The 19,336-nt window shown below is 70.8% G+C and carries 17 protein-coding genes and 1 rRNA gene; 13 read left to right on the top strand and 5 right to left on the bottom strand.

Going from position 1 to position 19,336, the window contains the following annotated elements; genetic code table 11:
- From rrf to gatB, 4 genes are all read left to right on the top strand, one after another.
- Positions 1–76: ribosomal RNA gene (gene rrf / locus JAV76_RS15365) — 5S ribosomal RNA — on the top strand; the annotation flags it as partial.
- Between the two features lie 139 nt (positions 77–215).
- Positions 216–515 carry an Asp-tRNA(Asn)/Glu-tRNA(Gln) amidotransferase subunit GatC gene (gene gatC, locus JAV76_RS05730; protein WP_198733046.1) on the top strand — a complete coding sequence of 100 codons (300 nt, stop codon included), beginning with the start codon at positions 216–218 and terminating at the stop codon, positions 513–515.
- Entirely contained in the window at positions 512–2,026 is a 1,515-nt protein-coding gene (gene gatA, locus JAV76_RS05725) for an Asp-tRNA(Asn)/Glu-tRNA(Gln) amidotransferase subunit GatA (protein ID WP_198733045.1), read from the top strand. Before gatC ends, gatA begins: the two co-directional genes overlap by 4 nt.
- Positions 2,023–3,528: an Asp-tRNA(Asn)/Glu-tRNA(Gln) amidotransferase subunit GatB gene (gatB, locus tag JAV76_RS05720; RefSeq protein WP_198733044.1), complete on the top strand. Its 1,506-nt coding sequence runs from the start codon at positions 2,023–2,025 to the stop codon at positions 3,526–3,528. The genes gatA and gatB overlap by 4 nt, the downstream gene beginning before the upstream one ends.
- Positions 3,529–3,624: 96 nt before the next feature.
- On the opposite strand, the gene JAV76_RS05715 is transcribed toward gatB, so the two are convergent.
- The gene (locus tag JAV76_RS05715; RefSeq protein WP_198733043.1) at positions 3,625–4,971 is read right to left on the bottom strand and encodes a cryptochrome/photolyase family protein; all 1,347 of its coding nucleotides are present in this window, start codon (positions 4,969–4,971) and stop codon (positions 3,625–3,627) included.
- A gap of 116 nt (positions 4,972–5,087) precedes the next feature.
- On the opposite strand from JAV76_RS05715, the gene ilvD reads away from it, so the two are divergent.
- Positions 5,088–6,833 carry a dihydroxy-acid dehydratase gene (gene ilvD, locus JAV76_RS05710; RefSeq protein WP_230401861.1) on the top strand — a complete coding sequence of 582 codons (1,746 nt, stop codon included), beginning with the start codon at positions 5,088–5,090 and terminating at the stop codon, positions 6,831–6,833.
- Positions 6,834–6,839: 6 nt separating this feature from the next.
- Here the strand turns inward: ilvD and JAV76_RS05705 are convergent, their stop codons facing one another.
- Positions 6,840–7,334, bottom strand: coding sequence for a hypothetical protein (locus JAV76_RS05705; protein ID WP_198733042.1), 495 nt, complete (start codon positions 7,332–7,334; stop codon positions 6,840–6,842).
- A gap of 467 nt (positions 7,335–7,801) precedes the next feature.
- Between JAV76_RS05705 and JAV76_RS05700 the strand changes: the two genes are divergently transcribed.
- From JAV76_RS05700 to JAV76_RS15225, 4 genes are all read left to right on the top strand, one after another.
- The gene (locus tag JAV76_RS05700) at positions 7,802–9,643 is read left to right on the top strand and encodes an acetolactate synthase large subunit (RefSeq protein WP_198733041.1); all 1,842 of its coding nucleotides are present in this window, start codon (positions 7,802–7,804) and stop codon (positions 9,641–9,643) included.
- Positions 9,644–9,664: 21 nt separating this feature from the next.
- On the top strand, positions 9,665–10,189 hold the full coding sequence (ilvN, locus tag JAV76_RS05695; protein ID WP_198733040.1) for an acetolactate synthase small subunit: 525 nt from the start codon (positions 9,665–9,667) through the stop codon (positions 10,187–10,189).
- Positions 10,190–10,236: 47 nt separating this feature from the next.
- A complete protein-coding gene (gene ilvC, locus JAV76_RS05690; RefSeq protein ID WP_198733080.1) occupies positions 10,237–11,292 on the top strand; it encodes a ketol-acid reductoisomerase in 1,056 nt (351 codons plus the stop codon).
- 76 nt (positions 11,293–11,368) lie between these two features.
- On the top strand, positions 11,369–12,379 hold the full coding sequence (locus tag JAV76_RS15225) for a nitroreductase/quinone reductase family protein (RefSeq protein ID WP_198733039.1): 1,011 nt from the start codon (positions 11,369–11,371) through the stop codon (positions 12,377–12,379).
- Here the strand turns inward: JAV76_RS15225 and JAV76_RS05680 are convergent.
- The gene (locus tag JAV76_RS05680; protein WP_198733038.1) at positions 12,376–12,693 is read right to left on the bottom strand and encodes an antibiotic biosynthesis monooxygenase family protein; all 318 of its coding nucleotides are present in this window, start codon (positions 12,691–12,693) and stop codon (positions 12,376–12,378) included. The two genes, JAV76_RS15225 and JAV76_RS05680, sit on opposite strands and share 4 nt — an antisense overlap.
- A 106-nt stretch (positions 12,694–12,799) precedes the next feature.
- On the opposite strand from JAV76_RS05680, the gene JAV76_RS05675 reads away from it, so the two are divergent.
- The 3 genes from JAV76_RS05675 (at position 12,800) to cimA (ending at position 16,760) form a co-directional block, all read left to right on the top strand.
- On the top strand, positions 12,800–13,843 hold the full coding sequence (locus tag JAV76_RS05675) for a 3-isopropylmalate dehydrogenase (protein ID WP_198733037.1): 1,044 nt from the start codon (positions 12,800–12,802) through the stop codon (positions 13,841–13,843).
- Positions 13,844–13,961: 118 nt separating this feature from the next.
- Positions 13,962–15,089 carry a branched-chain amino acid aminotransferase gene (locus JAV76_RS05670; RefSeq protein WP_198733036.1) on the top strand — a complete coding sequence of 376 codons (1,128 nt, stop codon included), beginning with the start codon at positions 13,962–13,964 and terminating at the stop codon, positions 15,087–15,089.
- Positions 15,090–15,224: 135 nt separating this feature from the next.
- On the top strand, positions 15,225–16,760 hold the full coding sequence (cimA, locus tag JAV76_RS05665; protein WP_230401932.1) for a citramalate synthase: 1,536 nt from the start codon (positions 15,225–15,227) through the stop codon (positions 16,758–16,760).
- A 10-nt stretch (positions 16,761–16,770) separates the two neighbouring features.
- Here cimA and JAV76_RS05660 read toward each other — a convergent pair whose 3' ends face one another.
- Both JAV76_RS05660 and JAV76_RS05655 read right to left on the bottom strand, forming a co-directional pair.
- Positions 16,771–17,802 carry a hypothetical protein gene (locus JAV76_RS05660; protein WP_198733034.1) on the bottom strand — a complete coding sequence of 344 codons (1,032 nt, stop codon included), beginning with the start codon at positions 17,800–17,802 and terminating at the stop codon, positions 16,771–16,773.
- The gene (locus tag JAV76_RS05655) at positions 17,799–18,164 is read right to left on the bottom strand and encodes a PadR family transcriptional regulator (protein WP_198733033.1); all 366 of its coding nucleotides are present in this window, start codon (positions 18,162–18,164) and stop codon (positions 17,799–17,801) included. Before JAV76_RS05655 ends, JAV76_RS05660 begins: the two co-directional genes overlap by 4 nt.
- Positions 18,165–18,280: 116 nt before the next feature.
- Here JAV76_RS05655 and lplAB point away from each other — a divergent pair, with 116 nt between their 5' ends.
- A complete protein-coding gene (lplAB, locus tag JAV76_RS05650) occupies positions 18,281–19,330 on the top strand; it encodes a lipoate-protein ligase LplAB (protein ID WP_198733032.1) in 1,050 nt (349 codons plus the stop codon).
- Positions 19,331–19,336 lie beyond the last annotated feature (6 nt).

Genomic DNA, 19,336 nt, shown 5'->3' with positions numbered 1-19,336 from the left:
GAACCCGGAAGCTAAGCCCTTCAGCGCCGATGGTACTGCACGGGAGACTGTGTGGGAGAGTAGGACGCCGCCGGACAACCATTCACGAAGGCCCACCCCGCAAGGGGTGGGCCTTCGTCATTCCACCACAGCGACACCGAGACACGCGCGACACACACCGCACGCCTCAGCGTGCGCCCCGGAACGGGTATCGCACGAGGGCCTAGACTGGGCGCATGTCCACACTTTCCCGTGACGAGGTCGCGCGAGTCGCAGCCCTCGCCCGCATCGACCTACGACCAGAAGAGCTCGACCGCCTCGCCGGCGAGCTCGTCGTCATCGTCGACGCGATCGCAGAGGTGTCCGCGGTCGCCACGCCCGACGTCCCCGCGACGAGCCACCCCCTCCCACTGACGAACGTCTTCCGAACGGACACCCCTGTACCCCCCCTCGACGTCGACGACGTCATGGCGTCCGCGCCCGCGAGCGAGGGTGGACGGTTCCTCGTCCCCCAGATCCTCGGGGAGGACTCATGAGCGACCTCACGCGTCTCTCGGCCGACACCATGGCTCAGCAGCTCGTCTCCGGTCAGATCACCAGCGTCGAGCTCACCCAGGCGCACCTCGACCGGATCGCCGACGTCGACCGAGCCGTCCACGCCTTCCTGCACGTGAGCAGCGAGGACGCGCTCTCCGCCGCGGGCGACGTCGACGCCCGCCGCGCGGCAGGTGAGACGCTCCACCCGCTCGCAGGTGTGCCCGTCGCCGTCAAGGACGTCGTCGTGACGCGAGGGATGCCCACCACCGCCGGGTCCAAGATCCTCGAAGGATGGGTCCCTCCGTACGACGCGACCCTCGTCGAGAAGCTGCGTGCCGCCGGGATGCCCATCCTCGGCAAGACGAACATGGACGAGTTCGCCATGGGATCGTCCACCGAGCACTCCGCATATGGCAACACCCACAACCCGTGGGACCTCGACCGCATCCCCGGTGGATCCGGGGGCGGATCCGCTGCGGCCGTGGCCGCTTTCGAGGCGCCGCTGGCCATCGGGACCGACACCGGCGGATCCATCCGGCAGCCCGGTGCCGTCACGGGCACCGTCGGCGTGAAGCCTACCTACGGCGGAGTGTCGCGGTACGGCCTCATCGCCATGGCGTCCTCCCTCGACCAGGCCGGCCCCGTGACGAGGTCCGTCCTCGACGCCGCCCTGCTCCACGAGGTCATCGGCGGCCACGACCCCCGTGACTCGACCTCCTTGCCCGACCCCGTCCCGGCGCTGTCGGCCGCTGCACGACTCGGCGCGCAGGGCGACCTCACGGGCGTCCGGGTCGGTGTCGTCAACGAGCTGAGCGGCGAGGGGTACCAGGCCGGGGTCTCCGCACGCTTCGAGGAGTCGCTCGACCTGCTGCGCGCGGCAGGAGCCGAGATCGTCGAGGTCGGCTGCCCCAGCTTCCGGCACGCGCTGTCCGCCTACTACCTGATCATGCCGTCGGAGGCCTCCAGCAACCTCGCGAAGTTCGACGGGATGCGCTTCGGCCTCCGTGTCGAGCCCGAGGACGGACCCGTGACCGCCGAGCGCGTCATGGCGGCCACCCGCGGTGCGGGGTTCGGCGACGAGGTCAAGCGTCGGATCATCCTCGGCACGTACGCCCTGTCAGCGGGCTACTACGACGCTTACTACGGCAGTGCTCAGAAGGTTCGCACGCTCATCCAGCGCGACTTCGACGCAGCGTTCGCGTCGGTCGACGTCCTCGTCTCACCGACATCGCCCACGACTGCGTTCCGGTTCGGCGAGAAGCTCGACGACCCCCTCGCCATGTACCTCAACGACATCGCGACCATCCCCGCCAACCTCGCAGGTGTCCCGGGCCTCTCGGTGCCCAACGGACTGTCTGACGACGGTCTCCCCGTCGGCTTCCAGATCCTCGCACCTGCCAGGGCCGACGACCGCCTCTACCGGGTGGGCGCCGCCCTCGAGGCGGCGCTCGAGGCAGGGTGGGGCGGTCCGTTGCTCGCCCAGGCACCAGAACTGGAGATCGCACGATGAGCCACACCGCACCCGACCTCGTCGACTACGACGAGGCGGTCGCCCGGTTCGACCCCGTCATCGGCATCGAGGTCCACGTGGAGCTCGGAACCCTCACCAAGATGTTCTGCGCCGCCGAGGTCGAGTTCGGCGGAGAGCCCAACACCCAGGTGACGCCCGTATCGTTGGGCCTGCCGGGGGCGCTCCCGGTGCTCAACGGCACGGCCGTCGAGTACGCCATCCGGATCGGGCTCGCGCTGAACTGCCAGATCGCGGAGTCCTGCCGTTTCGCACGGAAGAACTACTTCTACCCGGACGTGCCCAAGAACTTCCAGACGTCCCAGTACGACGAGCCCATCGCTTTCGACGGCTACCTCGACGTCGAGCTCGACGACGGGTCGATCTTCCGGGTCGAGATCGAGCGCGCCCACATGGAGGAGGACGCGGGCAAGAACACCCACGTCGGCGGGAGCACCGGCCGGATCCACGGCGCCGAGTACTCGCTCGTCGACTACAACAGGGCCGGCATCCCGCTCGTCGAGATCGTCACGCGCCCCATCGAGGGCGCCGGCGAACGCGCACCCGAGGTCGCCCGCGCCTACGTCCAGACGATCCGCGACATCTTCCGGGCACTCGGGGTCTCGGAAGCACGGATGGAACGGGGCAACGTCCGCGCCGACGTGAACCTCTCCCTGCGGCCGACCCCCGAGTCCCCGCTCGGGACGCGGACGGAGACGAAGAACGTCAACTCCTTCCGGTCGGTGGAGCGGGCCGTCCGCTACGAGATCTCCCGTCAGGCCGCCGTGCTCGACGCGGGAGAGCGCGTCGTGCAGGAGACCCGCCACTGGCACGAGGACACTTCCACCACGACGTCCGGGCGTGTGAAGTCCGACGCGGAGGACTACCGGTACTTCCCAGAGCCCGACCTCGTGCCCGTCGCCCCGTCCCGCGAGTGGGTCGAGGAGATCCGGGCGACCCTCCCCGAGCTGCCTGCCGCGCGGCGCCGACGTCTCCAGGGGGAGTGGGGCTACTCCGACCCCGAGATGCGGGACGTCGTCAACGCCGGGGCGATGGAGCTCATCGAGACCACCATCGAGGCGGGCTCCAGCCCGGCCGCAGCACGCAAGTGGTGGATGGGCGAGCTCGCTCGGACCGCGAAGACCACCGAGGTCGAGCTGTCCGAGCTGCCTGTCACGCCGGAGCAGATCGGCCAGCTCCAGTCGCTCGTGGACTCGGGACGCATCAACGACAAGATCGCCCGGCAGGTCCTCGAGGGCGTGCTCGCGGGAGAGGGCTCGCCGGAGGAGATCGTCTCCGCGCGGGGGCTCGAGATCGTCTCGGACGACGGGCCGCTGCTCGAGGCCATCGACGCCGCGCTGGCCGCACAGCCGGACATCGCGGAGAAGATCCGCTCGGGGAACCTCGGCCCGGTCGGTGCTGTCATCGGCGCCGTCATGAAGGCGACCCGAGGTCAGGCCGACGCCGGCCGCGTCAGGGAGCTCATCCTCGAACGCACCACCTGATCGCAGCACGAAGGCCGACGGCCCGCACCGACCCTCGGTGCGGGCCGTGCGGCCTTCCGTCGCTAGCGCCCCGTCTCGCCTGAGCGGACGAGCCTCTCAGGCGCGTCGGTGGCGTTCGTAGTCGGCGAGCGTCACGCGTCGCTCCTCGGCGTGGTCGACGAGGCGCTCGGGGTAGCCGGTCGGGAGCCGGGAGAGCTTCCACGGCTCGTGGACAGCCTTCCCCGGGACGTCGCGCAGCTCGGGGACCCATCGACGGACGTAGTCACCGTCGGGGTCGAACTTCAGCCCCTGGGTGACGGGGTTGAAGATCCGGAAGTACGGTGCGGCGTCCAGCCCGGTGCCGGCGACCCACTGCCAGTTCAGCTGGTTCTGCGCGACGTCCCCGTCGACGAGATGCGCCATGAAGTGCGCTGCCCCGCGCTGCCAGGGGACATGGAGGTCCTTCACCAGGAACGACGCGACGATCATGCGCAGCCTCCCGTGCATCCACCCCTCGGCGAGGAGCTGCCGCATCCCGGCGTCCACCACCGGGTAGCCGGTCCTCCCTGCGGTCCACGCGTCGAACCACGGGTCGGCGACGGCAGCGGGGGCCCAGGAGTCGTCGGGCAGGACCTGGCGGAGCGAGGAGTGCGCTGCGTCCGGCGCGTGGAAGAGCACGTCCGCGTGGAAGTCGCGCCACGCGATCTGCGACCTGAACGCGTCGGGGCCCACCCCGGAGAGCGTGCGGAGGTCGGCGAGCATCGTCCGGGGGTGGATCTCACCCCACTTCAGGGGCACCGACATCCGTGACGTGGTGTCGAGGTCCGGTCGGTCCCGGTCCTGTGCGTACCGGTCGACGTCGTCGAGGTACGCGTGCCACCGCCTGAGAGCATGGTTCTCCCCGGCAGCCGCTCCCGCCGCCGTCGGCGGGAGGCCCTCGCCGGGGACGTCGGCCCACCGGGCGCCCGAGAGCGCAGGAGCCGGGGAGGGCCACCCGTGCTCGTACCAGGCCCTGCGGAACGGCGTGAACACCCGGTAGCCCGTCCCGGCACCCGTCCGCAGCCGCCCTGGGCTCACCGCGTACGGTGTCCCCGTGCTCACGAGCCGGACGCCCGCAGCACCGAGCGCCGACCCCACGGCGGAGTCCCGGGCACGCCCCCGCGGCTCCGCGACGCCCGTGACGTGCACGGCGGTGGCCGTGACCTCCATGGCGACGGACGGCACGACGACGGCAGGGTCACCACGGCGGACCACCAGACGCCCGCCCATCTGCTCGTCGAGGGCTGCGAGCGAGCGTGCGAGATGGCTGAGGCGGGGGCCACCCGACACGGAACAGAGGGAGTCGTCGACGACGAACAGCCCGACGAGGTCGTCCCCATCCGCGGCAGCCTCGCGCGCCGCGGCGAGCAGGGCCGGGTTGTCCGACAGGCGGAGATCTCGTCGGAACCAGTGGATCGTCGTCACCGGACCACAGTAGGTGGAGCGGCCGGACCGGGCGCGATCACGGGCCGCCGCACCGGCGGCGTCCGCAGGGTGGTTGCCGCGGCTCGTCCGGTCGGCGCGGTCCTACACTCGAGAGCATGAGCGAAACGCCTGACACCACCCGTGACGCCGCTGCCGGAGAGGGCTCCTCGGCCGGGGTCGACATCAAGCCCCGGTCCCGCAAGGTCACCGACGGCATCGAGGCCACGGCCTCACGCGGCATGCTCCGCGCCGTCGGGCTCGGGGACGACGACTTCGCCAAGCCCCAGATCGGCGTGGCGAGCTCGTGGAACGAGATCACGCCGTGCAACCTGTCGCTCGACCGCCTGGCGAAGGCGGTGAAGAACGGCGTGCACGCGGGCGGCGGGTACCCGCTCGAGTTCGGCACCATCTCCGTGTCCGACGGGATCTCCATGGGTCACGAGGGCATGCACTTCTCGCTCGTCTCGCGCGACATCATCGCCGACTCCGTCGAGACGGTCATGCAGGCCGAGCGGCTCGACGGGTCTGTTCTCCTCGCCGGCTGCGACAAGTCGCTGCCGGGCATGCTCATGGCCGCGGCACGCCTCGACCTGTCGTCGGTCTTCCTCTACGCCGGCACGATCATGCCGGGCTGGGTGAAGCTCGAGGACGGCACCGAGAAGGACGTGACGCTCATCGACGCGTTCGAGGCCGTCGGCGCCTGTGCCAAGGGGCTCATGAGCAAGGGTGACCTCGACCGCATCGAGCGGGCCATCTGCCCCGGAGAGGGAGCGTGCGGCGGGATGTACACCGCCAACACGATGGCGTCCGTCGCCGAGGCGATCGGGATGTCGCTGCCCGGGTCCGCTGCGCCGCCGTCGGCGGACCGCCGACGCGACGCGTTCGCTCTGAAGTCGGGCGAGGCCGTCGTCGAGCTCCTGCGCAAGGGCATCACCGCGCGCCAGATCATGACCAAGGAGGCGTTCGAGAACGCGATCGCCGTCGTCATGGCGTTCGGCGGGTCGACGAACGCCGTGCTCCACCTGCTGGCCATCGCCCACGAGGCCGAGGTGGACCTCACGCTCGACGACTTCACCCGGGTCGCGGAGAAGGTCCCGCACCTCGGTGACCTCAAGCCGTTCGGCCGGTACGTCATGGCGGACGTCGACCGCATCGGCGGTGTCCCGGTCGTCATGAAGGCGCTCCTCGACGCGGGGCTGCTCCACGGCGACTGCCTCACCGTCACGGGGAAGACCGTCGCGGAGAACCTCGCGGACATCGCACCGCCCGACCCCGACGGCAAGATCCTGCGAGCGCTGTCGAACCCGATCCACCGCACCGGCGGGATCACGATCCTCCACGGGTCGCTCGCTCCCGAGGGTGCGGTGGTGAAGTCCGCGGGCTTCGACTCGGACGTGTTCGAGGGCACCGCGCGGGTGTTCGAGCGCGAGCGGGCGGCGATGGATGCCCTCGAGGACGGGACCATCGCCGCGGGCGACGTCGTCGTCATCCGCTACGAGGGCCCCAAGGGCGGGCCCGGCATGCGCGAGATGCTGGCCATCACCGGTGCCATCAAGGGCGCCGGCCTGGGCAAGGACGTCCTGCTCCTCACGGACGGGAGGTTCTCCGGGGGGACCACGGGACTCTGCGTGGGTCACGTGGCGCCGGAGGCCGTCGACGGTGGTCCGATCGCCTTCGTGAAGGATGGCGACCGTATCCGTCTCGACGTCGCGAGCGCGACCCTCGAGGTCCTCGTCGCACCCGAGAAGCTCGAGGCCCGCAAGGCAGGCTGGCAGCCGCTGCCTCCCACGTACACGCGCGGGGTGCTGGCGAAGTACGCCAAGCTCGTGCACTCCGCGTCGCAGGGTGCCGTCCTCTACTGAGCCCGGTCAGTCCTCGGCGAGCAGGACGACGAGCTCGTCCCGGGGCGAGTCGTCGGAGTTGCGGTCGTGCGCCGGGAGGCGCAGGACCAGCTCCGCCCTGTCGAGAGTGTCCCGGTCGACGGGGAACGCGACCCACCCACGTTGCGAACGGCCACCGGGCAGGTCCTCGAGGGGCCACAGCGTGGCATCGGTGAGGGCGACGGACACGGCTGGGCTCGTCTCGGCGGCGCGTTCGTCGCCCGCGGCGGCCCGCAACGCGAGATCGGAAGGTCCCGTCGTCGCCTGGAGGACGTCGCCCGCGGAGAGGGTCACGTCGACGAGGACCAGCACCTGCGCGTCGCCGTCGTAGCCGTTCGGGGTGGGGAAGTCCGTCACCGTCCCGTGGACGGTGAGGGTCGTCTCGAGGAGTCGGTCCGTGGCCACTCTCTCGAAGGCCCGGTGGGTGAGGCCGCCGGGGTCCGTGCGGCCCGTGACATCCGTCGAGCATCCGGTGAGGGCCATCCCGAAGGCCACGGCAGCTACAGCCGCACCTCGACGGCATGGCCGTACGGCCGTGAGACGCAGGCTCATCGGGGTGGTCCTCCGGGTGGGTGTCTGGTGCGCGTCCTTACTCTAGGTCCTCGCGGTACGGGAGAACCGAGATCCACAGGGCCGATCGTCCGTGCAGGCCGACCCTTCCAGGTCCTCGTCCGTGATCACCCGTATCTCAACCAGCGAGACGGGCGTGCCGATGGGTGACATAGCCTGGCGCGGAGCGTACTGTGCATCGTGTGCAGACGATCATTCTCGTAGTACTTCCTGAGCGCGTTGGCTGAGGCCCACCACTGAGGTCTCGTCAGCGCGCTCACCCCTCGAAGAGCCCTAACCGGGTCCGAGGGGTTTTTTCATGTCACCACCCGTGAGGACCGGTCCGAGGCCCACAAGGCGCAGGACCAGAATCCACCCGTTTCCGTACACAGGAGAACCCGATGGTCCAGGGACCCACCCCGGCGCCGCCCGGCGCACCCAAGCCCGTCCCGACCGCGCCGCGCGCGACCGTCGATGCAGAGGTCGTCGCGCCGTACGAGCTCACGGGGGCCGAGTCCATCGTCCGGTCCCTCGAGGCTGCCGGTGCCGAGGTCGTCTTCGGGATCCCCGGTGGCGCGATCCTCCCGACGTACGACCCCCTCATGGACTCGAAGCGGCTGCGCCACATCCTCGTGCGCCACGAGCAGGGCGGCGGGCACGCAGCGTCCGGGTACGCCCACGCCACCGGTCGCGTCGGCGTGACGATGGCGACGTCCGGCCCCGGAGCGACGAACCTCGTCACCCCGATCGCCGACGCCAACATGGACTCGATCCCCATGGTCGCCATCACCGGCCAGGTGGGTGCGTCCCTCATCGGGACCGACGCGTTCCAGGAGGCCGACATCGTCGGCATCACCCTGCCGGTGACCAAGCACAACTTCCTCGTTACGGACCCCGACGACATCCCGCGGACCATCGCCGAGGCGTTCCACATCGCGTCCACCGGCCGGCCCGGACCCGTGCTCGTCGACATCGCGAAGTCGGCGATGCAGTCGCGCACGACCTTCTCGTGGCCCCAGGCGCTCGACCTCCCGGGCTACCACCCGGTGACCAAGCCGCACAGCAAGCAGATCCGCGAGGCCGCGCGGCTCCTCGCGTCGGCCCGCCGCCCGGTGCTCTACGTCGGCGGAGGCACGATCCGATCGGGCGCCGCAGCCGAGCTGCGGGCGCTCGTCGACCTGTCCGGCGCAGCGGCCGTCACCACCCTCATGGCCCGCGGTGCGCTGCCCGACTCCCACCCGCAGAACCTCGGCATGCCCGGCATGCACGGCACCGTGCCCGCCGTCGCGGCGCTGCAGAAGGCGGACCTCGTGTTCGCGCTCGGGGCCCGGTTCGACGACCGCGTCACGGGCAAGCTCTCGAGCTTCGCGCCGCACGCCACGATCATCCACGCGGACATCGACCCCGCCGAGATCGGGAAGAACCGCATCGCCGACGTTCCGATCGTCGGTGACCTCAAGGAGGTCATCGCGGACCTGCTTCCCGAGCTGCAGCGCGAGCACGAGAAGAACGGCCGGCCGGACCTCGAGGCGTGGTGGCGGCAGATCGACAGCTGGCGGGACACGTACCCCCTGGGATTCACGGAGCCCGAGGACGGCCACCTCGCCCCGCAGCACATCATCAGCCGTCTCGGCGAGATCTCCGGGCCCGACAGCATCTACGTCGCGGGCGTGGGGCAGCACCAGATGTGGGCGTCGCAGTTCATCCGCTACGAGCGGCCCAACACGTGGCTGAACTCCGGTGGTCTCGGCACCATGGGCTACTCGATCCCTGCGGCCATGGGCGCCAAGGTCGGGCAGCCCGACCGGACGGTCTGGGCGATCGACGGCGACGGGTGCTTCCAGATGACCAACCAGGAGCTCGCGACCTGCACGATCAACGACATCCCCATCAAGGTCGCGCTCATCAACAACTCGTCGCTGGGAATGGTCCGGCAGTGGCAGACCCTCTTCTACGAGTCGCGCTACTCCAACACCGACCTGCACACCGGGCACGGGACGCGGCGCGTCCCCGACTTCGTCAAGCTGGCCGAGGCGTACGGGTGCGTCGGGATCCGCGTGGAGCACGCGAACGAGGTCGACGCCGCGATCAAGCGTGCCGAGGAGATCGACGACCAGCCGGTGCTGGTCGACTTCAACGTGTCGCGAGACGCCATGGTGTGGCCGATGGTGGCTGCCGGCGTGAGCAACGACGACATCCAGTACGCGCGCGGCATCTCGCCCGCGTGGGACCGCGAAGACTGACCGGGAAGGCTGGAAGCTGAGATGACTCGTCACACCCTCTCGGTCCTCGTGGAGAACAAGCCGGGCGTGCTCACACGCGTCTCGGGCCTGTTCGCCCGCAGGTCCTTCAACATCCACTCCCTCGCGGTCGGACCGACCGAGCACGAGGAGCTGTCGCGGGTGACCGTCGTCGTGGACGTCGACGAGCTCCCGCTGGAACAGGTGACCAAGCAGCTCAACAAGCTGATCAACGTCATCAAGATCGTCGAGCTCGACCCCGCCGCCGCCGTGCAGCGGGAGCTCATGCTCGTGAAGGTTCGTGCCGACCTCGGCAACCGCACCCACGTGCTCGAGGTCGTCCAGCTGTTCCGCGCCCACGTGGTCGACGTCGTCCCGGACGCCGTGACGATCGAGGCCACCGGCAACCCCGAGAAGCTCGCCGCGCTCCTCGGAGCGCTCGAACCCTTCGGGATACGTGAGATCGTCAAGTCGGGCACCGTCGGGATCGGGCGAGGAGCCCGGTCGATCACAGACAGGGCCCTCGAGCGGGTCAACCGCTCCGCCTGACCGCACCACGACTCACGACCGCACGACTGCACCACCACGCACGACACATCACACACGAACCAAGGAGATCCACGGTGGCTGAGCTGTTCTACGACGACGACGCTGATCTGTCCATCATCGCGGGCCGCAAGGTCGCGGTCATCGGCTACGGCAGCCAGGGGCACGCCCACGCGCTGAACCTCCGCGACTCGGGCGTCGACGTCCGCGTCGGGCTGCGCGAGGGGAGCTCGTCCCGGGTCAAGGCCGAGGACGAGGGGCTGCGCGTCCTGTCCGTCGCGGAGGCCGTCAAGGAGGCCGACGTCGTCGTCATCCTCGCTCCCGACCAGGTGCAGCGGCACGTGTACGCCGAGGAGATCGCCCCCAACCTCACCGAGGGTGCCGCTCTCGTCTTCGGGCACGGCTTCAACATCCGCTTCGGGTACATCAAGCCCGAGGCCGGGCACGACGTCCTCATGGTCGCCCCCAAGGGCCCGGGGCACCTGGTGCGCCGCGAGTACCTCGACGGCCGCGGCGTGCCCGTGATCGTCGCCGTCGAGCAGGACGCGTCCGGCTCGGCCTGGGATCTCGCGCTCTCCTACGGCAAGGCGATCGGAGGCCTCCGTGCCGCCGGCATCAAGACGACGTTCACCGAGGAGACGGAGACCGACCTCTTCGGCGAGCAGGCCGTCCTCTGCGGTGGGGCGTCGCAGCTCGTCCAGTACGGCTTCGAGGTCCTCACCGAGGCCGGCTACCAGCCCGAGGTCGCGTACTTCGAGGTGCTCCACGAGCTCAAGCTCATCGTCGACCTCATGTGGGAGGGCGGCATCGCCAAGCAGCGCTGGTCCGTCTCCGACACCGCTGAGTACGGCGACTACGTGTCCGGCCCGCGGGTCATCACGCCCGAGGTGAAGGAGAACATGAAGGCCGTCCTCGCGGACATCCAGAACGGTGCCTTCGCGGAGCGCTTCATCACCGACCAGGACAACGGCGCGCCGGAGTTCAAGGAGCTGCGGGCCAAGGGCGAGGCGCACCCGATCGAGGCCACCGGCCGCGAGCTGCGCAAGCTCTTCGCGTGGGTCAAGCCGTCCGACGGCGACTACACGGAGGGAAGCGCCGGTCGCTGACCTCCCGTCCGCGCCGCGCATGACGTCGGGCCCGTCTGCTCTGTCGCAGGCGGGCCCGACCTGCTTGACTGGGCAGATGCCACTCCACGGAACGTACGAGCCCAGCACCGACGCACGGGTCCGCGAGCAGGTCGAGCTCTACGAACGGACCGAGGGCGCCGAGGGCGCGACCATGCGGGGGATGCCCGTGGTGGTGCTCACCTGCGTGGGCGCGCGGAGCGGCAACGTCCGCAAGGTGCCGCTCATGCGGGTCGAGCACGACGGCGAGTACGCCGTCGTCGCCTCCCTGGGCGGCGCACCCGCACACCCCACCTGGTACCACAACCTCGTCGCGCACCCGCACGTCGAGCTGCGCGACGGCGCGCACGTCGGTGATTACCTCGCGCGCGAGCTCGAGGGCGACGAGCGGGACCTCTGGTGGTCGCGTTCGGTGGATGCGTTCCCCGACTACGCGGACTACGCGGTCGCGACGGACCGGGTCATCCCCGTGTTCGTCCTCGAGCCGTTCGGGCCGGGCGCGGCTCCCGACGGCGTCGATGCCGCCGGGACGGTCGGCGGGGACGGGAACGACGTCCAGGTGTCGGAGGACGACGGGGACGAGATCGAGAGCTTCTGGCAGGCGGCGCGTGGCAGGGCCGGGCTCGGCAAGATCGAGGTGGTCGGCGGGGTGACGGTCGCCGCCGGTGTCGCCCCGCCCGCATGGGCCTTCGGGGACGACCCGCGCATGGCTGACGCACTGCTCGGCCTCGTGCTCTCCGGGACCAAGACCGCGACCTCGTCGGCACGGTGGGAGTACGACGACGAGGTGCCGCTCCCGGCGGTCGGTGATCTGTCGATCGTCCTCGACGGGTCTGGTCACCCCCGGGCGCTGGTGCGTGTCACCGAGGTGGCGGTCGTGCCCTTCGACGAGGTGACCGAGGAGTTCGCGGCGGCCGAGGGGGAGGGGGACCGGACCCTGGAGTCCTGGCGCAAGGACCACGAGGGGTTCTTCCGGCGCGCCCTGGACACGGTGGGGGAGCCGTTCACGACGGACATGCCCGTCGTGACGGAGCGCCTCGAGCTCCTGTACCCCCGCTCGGCGGGCTAGGCCGGGGCGTCCGTCCCGGTCGGGGTGACGTCGAGGACGACCTCGAACTCGAGCAGCGACGCGCCGGTCGCCACGGGCGGACGACCGGCGTGGGCCGCGGGCGAGCGCTGGTCGGCCCAGGCCAGGTAGGCCTCCTCGGTCTCCCAGGTGGTCGACACGAAGTAGCGGGTCTCGCCCCGGACGGGCCGGAGGAGCTGGAAGCCGAGGAACCCGGGGGACCCTTCGACCGCCCCCTTGCGTGCGGCGAACCGCTCCTCGAGCTCGGGTCCGGCGCCCTCGGGGACGTCGATGGCGTTGATCTTCACGACGGTCATGGCAGCACCCTCTCACGGGCACGGGACCCCTGGGAGGGACCGACGACCCGGGTCGCATGTCGAGACGCGCGTCCCGCTAGGTGGGACTGCGTATACCCTGGTGAACATGACGCGGAACATCGGGCTGGCAGTGGTCGCAGGCGACGGCATCGGGATCGAGGTCGTCGAGCAGGGGCTCGCCGTCCTCGACGTCGCGCTCTCGGGGAGCGACGTCACCGTCGCGACCACGGAGTTCGACCTCGGCGCGCAGCGCTGGCACCGCACGGGGGAGACCCTCACCGACGAGGACCTCTCCGCGATCCGCGGGCACGACGCGATCCTCCTCGGGGCCATCGGTGACCCGACCGTCCCGTCCGGGGTGCTCGAGCGCGGTCTGCTCCTGCGGCTGCGCTTCGCGCTCGACCACTACGTCAACCTGCGCCCCGGCAAGCTCTACCCCGGGGTGCGCTCCCCGCTCGCCGAGCCCGGTGAGATCGACTTCGTGGTCGTCCGCGAGGGCACCGAGGGACCGTACGTGGGCAACGGGGGAGCGATCCGTGCCGGCACGCCGCACGAGATCGCCAACGAGGTGAGCGTCAACACCGCCTTCGGCGTGGAGCGCGTGGTGCGCGACGCCTTCGCCCGTGCCCAGGCCCGCCCGCGCAAGCACCTGACGCTCGTCCACAAGCACAACGTCCTCGTCCACGCGGGACACCTCTGGCGCCGGACGGTCGAGGCCGTCAACGCGGACTTCCCGGACGTCACGACCGACTACCTCCACGTGGACGCCGCGACCATCTTCCTCACGACGAACCCGTCGCGGTTCGACGTCATCGTCACCGACAACCTCTTCGGTGACATCCTCACCGACCAGGCGGCCGCGATCACGGGCGGCATCGGCCTCGCGGCCTCCGCGAACATCAACCCGGACCGTTCGGTGCCCTCCATGTTCGAGCCCGTCCACGGGTCCGCCCCGGACATCGCCGGTCAGGGCAAGGCCGACCCCACGGCCACGGTCCTCTCCGTGTCGATGCTCCTCGACCACCTGGGCCTCACCGAGGAGGCTGCGCGCGTCGAGGCCGCGGTCGCCGCGGACCTCGTGGAGCGCGGCGACCGCGCCCGGTCAACTGCCGAGGTGGGCACCGACCTCGCGGACCGCGTCCGCGGCTGACCGCGGCCGGCCGCTCCTCGCCCCGACGACGTCGTGGCGGCCTCGCCGACCCGCGTCGTACCCTCCGGGCCCTGGACGTGGGAAACTGCGGGGATCGCCAGGTGAAAGGCCAAGGAACATGAGTTCAACGCTCGCAGGAACCCCGCAGTCCGTCGACGAGATGGCAGGCGCGTTCGACGTCCGGCGCACCGACGCGCCCCTCCCCGCCGAGGAGCGTGCGGCTGCGCTCGCGTCCCCGCGGTTCGGCACCGTCTTCACGGACCACATGGCCCGTGCGACGTGGTCGGACGCGACGGGATGGAGCGACCGCCGCGTCGAGCGGTACGGACCGCTCATGCTCGACCCCGCCAGCTCCGTCCTGCACTACGGGCAGGAGATCTTCGAGGGCCTCAAGGCGTACCGGCACGACGACGGGAGCGTGTGGAGCTTCCGTCCCGAGGCCAACGCGGCACGCTTCGCCCGCTCCGCCGCGCGGCTCGCCCTGCCGCAGCTCTCGACCGCCGACTTCGTGGGCGCCGTCGCCGCGCTCGTCCGGACCGACCTGGACTGGGTGCCGGACGGCGAGGAGGCCAGCCTCTACCTGCGGCCCTTCATGTACGCGTCCGAGGCGTTCCTCGGTGTGCGCCCCTCCATGGAGGCGGAGTTCCTCGTCATCGCGTCCCCGGTGGGGCCGTACTTCGCCGGCGGGGTGAAGCCCGTGTCCATCTGGGTCTCGGAGGACCACCACCGCGCGGGGCCGGGCGGGACGGGCGACGCGAAGTGCGGCGGGAACTACGCCGCGAGCCTGCTGCCCCAGGTCCTCGCCCACGAGCAGGGCTGCGAGCAGGTCTGTTTCCTCGACGCGGCGACGAACACCGCCATCGAGGAGCTCGGTGGGATGAACGTGTTCTTCGTGCGCGCCGACGGTTCCGTCGAGACCCCCGAGCTCACGGGCTCCATCCTCGAGGGCGTGACCCGCTCGTCGATCCTCCGTCTCCTCACGGACCGCGGGCACGACGTGGTGGAGCGCCGCATCCCGCTCACCGAGGTGCGCAGCGGCATCCAGGACGGGTCCATCACCGAGGTCTTCGCGTGCGGCACCGCAGCGGTGGTCACGCCGATCGGGCGTCTCGCCGGCACGGACTTCGACTTGACGATCGCCGACGGTGGCGCGGGAGACGTCACGATGACCGTCCGCGGCGAGCTCACCGACATCCAGAACGGCCGTGCCGCCGACACGCACGGGTGGATGACGCGCCTCGTCTGAGAGAGAGGAGCGGCGCCTCCGCGGTGCGGCCCTCGAACCGTCCGACGTCCACCCGACCATCAGCACGGAAGAGAGTTTCCCGTGAGCTTCCACGTGTACGACACCACCCTGCGTGACGGCGCCCAGCAGGAGGGCATGAACCTGTCCGTCGCGGACAAGCTCGCCATCGCGCCGTACCTCGACGAGCTCGGGGTGGGGTTCATCGAGGGCGGGTGGCCGGGAGCGGTCCCCAAGGACACCGACTTCTTCGCGCGGGCCGCCCGCGAGCTCACCCTGAAGAACGCGGTCCTGGCGGCCTTCGGTGCCACCCGCAAGGTCGGCACGCGTGCCGAGGACGACCCGCAGGTGTTCGCGCTCCTGCACTCGGGCGCCCCGGTCGTGACGCTCGTCGCCAAGTCCGACATCCGGCACGTGGAGCGCGCCCTGCGGACCACGGCCGAGGAGAACCTCGCGATGATCACGGACACCGTGCGGTTCCTCGTGTCCGAGGGCCGGCGCGTCGTGGTCGACGCGGAGCACTTCTTCGACGGGTACCGGTTCGACCCGGCCTACTCGCGCAGCGCCGTCGAGGCCGCTTTGGCGGCCGGGGCCGAGGTCGTCGCGCTCTGCGACACCAACGGTGGGATGCTCCCGCACTGGGTGTCGGACATCGTCACCGAGATCCGCGACGCCGTGGGCGACGGGCCGGTCCTCGGGATGCACGCCCACAACGACACGGGCTGCGCCGTCGCGAACACCCTCGCCGCGGTCGATGCCGGGTGCAGCCACGTCCAGGGGACCGTCAACGGGTACGGCGAGCGCACCGGGAACGCCGACCTCGTGACCGTCGTCGCGAACCTCGAGCTCAAGGGCGGCCGGTCCCTCCTGGCGGGCGAGGGCCTGGGCGACGCGTCGCGCATCGCGCACGCCATCAGCGAGATCACCAACATCTCGCCGTACGCGCGCCAGCCCTACGTGGGTGCGAGCGCGTTCGCCCACAAGGCCGGTCTCCACGCGAGCGCCATCAAGGTCGACCCGGACCTCTACCAGCACATCGACCCGACGCTCGTGGGCAATGACATGCGGATGCTCGTGTCCGACATGGCGGGGCGAGCCTCCATCGAGCTCAAGGGCAAGGAGCTCGGCTTCGACCTCTCGGGGCAGGCGGAGGTCCTCACGCGCATCACGTCACGCGTCAAGGAGGCCGAGGCGAACGGGTACACGTACGACGCCGCCGACGCGTCCTTCGAGCTGCTCCTCGTCGAGGAGATGGTCGGGGAGCGTCCCCGTTACTTCGACGTCGAGAGCTGGCGGACCATCGTGGAGCGCACCGGCCACCGTGGTGTCGTGGCCACCGCCGAGGCGACCGTCAAGCTCAACGCCGGTGGTGAGCGCCACGTGAGCACCGGGGAGGGCAACGGTCCGGTGAACGCCCTGGACCAGGCGCTCCGCCTCGCGTTGACCCGGGTGTACCCGCAGATCGAGACCTTCGAGCTCATCGACTTCAAGGTCCGCATCCTCGACCAGGAGCACGGCACCGACGCCATCACGCGCGTGCTCATCGAGACCACGGACGGGCAGCGCAGCTGGTCGACCGTCGGAGTCGGACCCAACCTCCTCGAGGCGTCCTGGGAGGCGCTCACGGACTCGGCCATCTACGGTCTCGTCCACGCGGGCGTCGAACCCCGCTGAGCCGACGGCGTCACGCCGCGGCGGCGGGCTTCGAGCGCCGCCACGCGCTCACCGCGCTTCCCGCGAAGAGGAGGAACGCGACGGCCCGCCAGACGATGCTCCACAGGCTCCCGTCGTCGAGGACGGTCGTGGTGGTGACGAAAGCCCAGTACCCGGCGACCACGGTGTAGAGCCACGTGGCGTAGCGCGCCTTCCTGCGCTCCGGCTCCGGCGAACCGTCGAGGAGCTCGAGGGCGTAGACCTCAGGGGTGCCGAACTCGTCCTCGGGGTGGACGCTGCCGGTGTCGGTCCAGTGGCTCCGTGCGTCCGCGACGTGCTGCCTCGCGGTGGCGCGGGGCAGGTGGTACCGGCCTCGGAGCAGGCCGTGGAGCCTGTCGAACCAGGCGTCCGGAGTCGTGCCGCCCGGTGCCGGGTCGGGCTCGGCGCGAGGCTCCTCCCGGACGAAGCCCACGACGATGACGGCGACAGCCGCCGCGAGCACCACGAGCGTCGGGACCTCTCCGAGAGGGGCGACGTCCGAGAAGGAGGACGCGCCGACGGCACCGGCCACGATTCCCACCGCCCCCAGCGCCCACCACGACCAGCACCCACGGAGGTCTCCCGCGGTGCGTGCCAGGGTGCCGAACCAGGTGCCGGCCGCCCCGACGACGATCCCCGCCAGGAGGGCGAGCGCCGCGGGTTCCACGTCGACCCACCACCCGTCCGCGACGAGCAGCCAGATGCTCCAGATGCTCCCGAGCCACCCCGTGCCGAGCAGGAGGAGCGTCCACCGGTCGCGAGGGCTGGCGCCGTCGAGATCGACGGCGGCCCTCTTCGTCACGGGCACGATGTCGTTCGCGACCTCACGGGCGTGTGCGTCGGCGCTGCCGAAGAGTTCGGCAGCCGTTCGACCGGACTCGTGACAGGCGCGGCGTGCGTCCTCGACGGCGCTCTCGGCGTCGTCGAGGGCCACGTCGTGGGTGACGAGGAGCCGAGCGAGGAGGCGGTCCCCCCAGGCCTCGTCGTCCGGGTGGAGCCACTCGGTGCGGGTGGGTTCGGTCATGAGGTCTCTCCCGAGGTCGAGGTGGGTGCTGGTGGGTGGTCCTGGAGGAGGTCGCCGACCGCGGTCGCGAACGGGTCCCACCCGGTGCGCAGCGCGGCGAGCCTGTCACGCCCCTGCGAGGTGAGCGTGAACACCTTGCGGCCAGGCCCGCCCTCGCCCTGCGTCCAGGTGGCCGTCACCGCACCGTCCTCCTCGAGGCGGTTGAGGACCGGGTAGAGGGCGCCGCCCTTCACCGGTCCTACGCCCGCGGCCTGGAGCTGCTGCGCGACGGCGTACCCGTGCGCGCTGCCACGGGCGAGCACGGCGAGGGCGCACGTCGCGAGGAGGCCGCGGACCCACTCGGGGGCGGTCGGTTCGTCCATGGACTCATCGTTCCACGGACTAGTCGGAATGTCGACTAGTCGTCGGTGCGAGGTCTCCGTCGCCGGGTGACCAAGGCCACCCGGGTGCAGCACGCCGGCGGGCATAGGGTGGGGACGTGAGAGGCGAATACAAGGTTCCTGGTGGCAAGCTCGTCGCGGTCGACCTCGAGGTCGAGGACGGGGCGCTCGCCCACGTGGCGGTGAGCGGCGACTTCTTCCTCGAGCCCGACGACGCGCTCCTCGACATCGTCAGGGCGCTCACCGGCATGCCCGTCGGCTCCGCGGTCCCCGTCCTCACCGCGGCGATCACCGCCGCGCTCGACCCTGCCGCGGTGCTCGTCGGATTCAGCGCGGAGGCTGTCGCGATCGCCGTGCGCCGAGCCCTCGGTCATGCGACCGGCTGGCACGACCACACCTTCGAGATCGTCCACGACGCCCCGCAGAGCCCGGCCATGCACATGGCGCTCGACCAGGCGATCTCCGAGTCCGTCGACGCAGGCAGGCGCCGCCCGACGCTCCGCATCTGGGAGTGGGGAGCCCCTGCCGTCGTCATCGGGTCGTTCCAGTCCCTGAGGAACGAGGTGGACCCGGAGGCCGCGGAACGGCACGGCATCACCGTCGTCCGACGGGTGTCCGGCGGCGGGGCGATGTTCATCGAGCCCGGCAACACCATCACCTACTCGCTCACGGTCCCCGCCTCGCTCGTCGAGGGGCTGAGCTTCGAGCGTTCGTACGCGTTCCTCGACGACTGGGTCCTCGGCGCGCTCGGTGACCTCGGTGTCGAGGCCACCTACCAGCCGCTCAACGACATCGCGTCGCCCGCGGGCAAGATCGCCGGAGCCGCCCAGAAACGGTTCGTCGGGGGAGCCGTCCTGCACCACGTGACCATGGCCTACGACATCGACGCCGACAAGATGCTCGAGGTGCTGCGCATCGGCCGCGAGAAGATGAGCGACAAGGGGACCAAGAGCGCCAACAAGCGCGTCGACCCCGTGCGCTCCCAGACCGGGATGGCACGGGCCGACGTCATCGAGGCGTTCAAGGCCCACTTCCGCGGCCGCTACGACACCGTCGAGGGCGTCGTCACCGACGCCGAGTGGTCCCGCGCCCGCGAGCTCGCCGAGACGAAGTTCTCCTCGGCGGAGTGGACCGCGCGCGTCCCCTGATCCCGG

This window comes from Sanguibacter suaedae, assembly GCF_016342785.1.
Lineage (GTDB): Bacteria > Actinomycetota > Actinomycetes > Actinomycetales > Cellulomonadaceae > Sanguibacter > Sanguibacter suaedae.
This window is presented reverse-complemented; position numbering and strand designations above follow the sequence as displayed.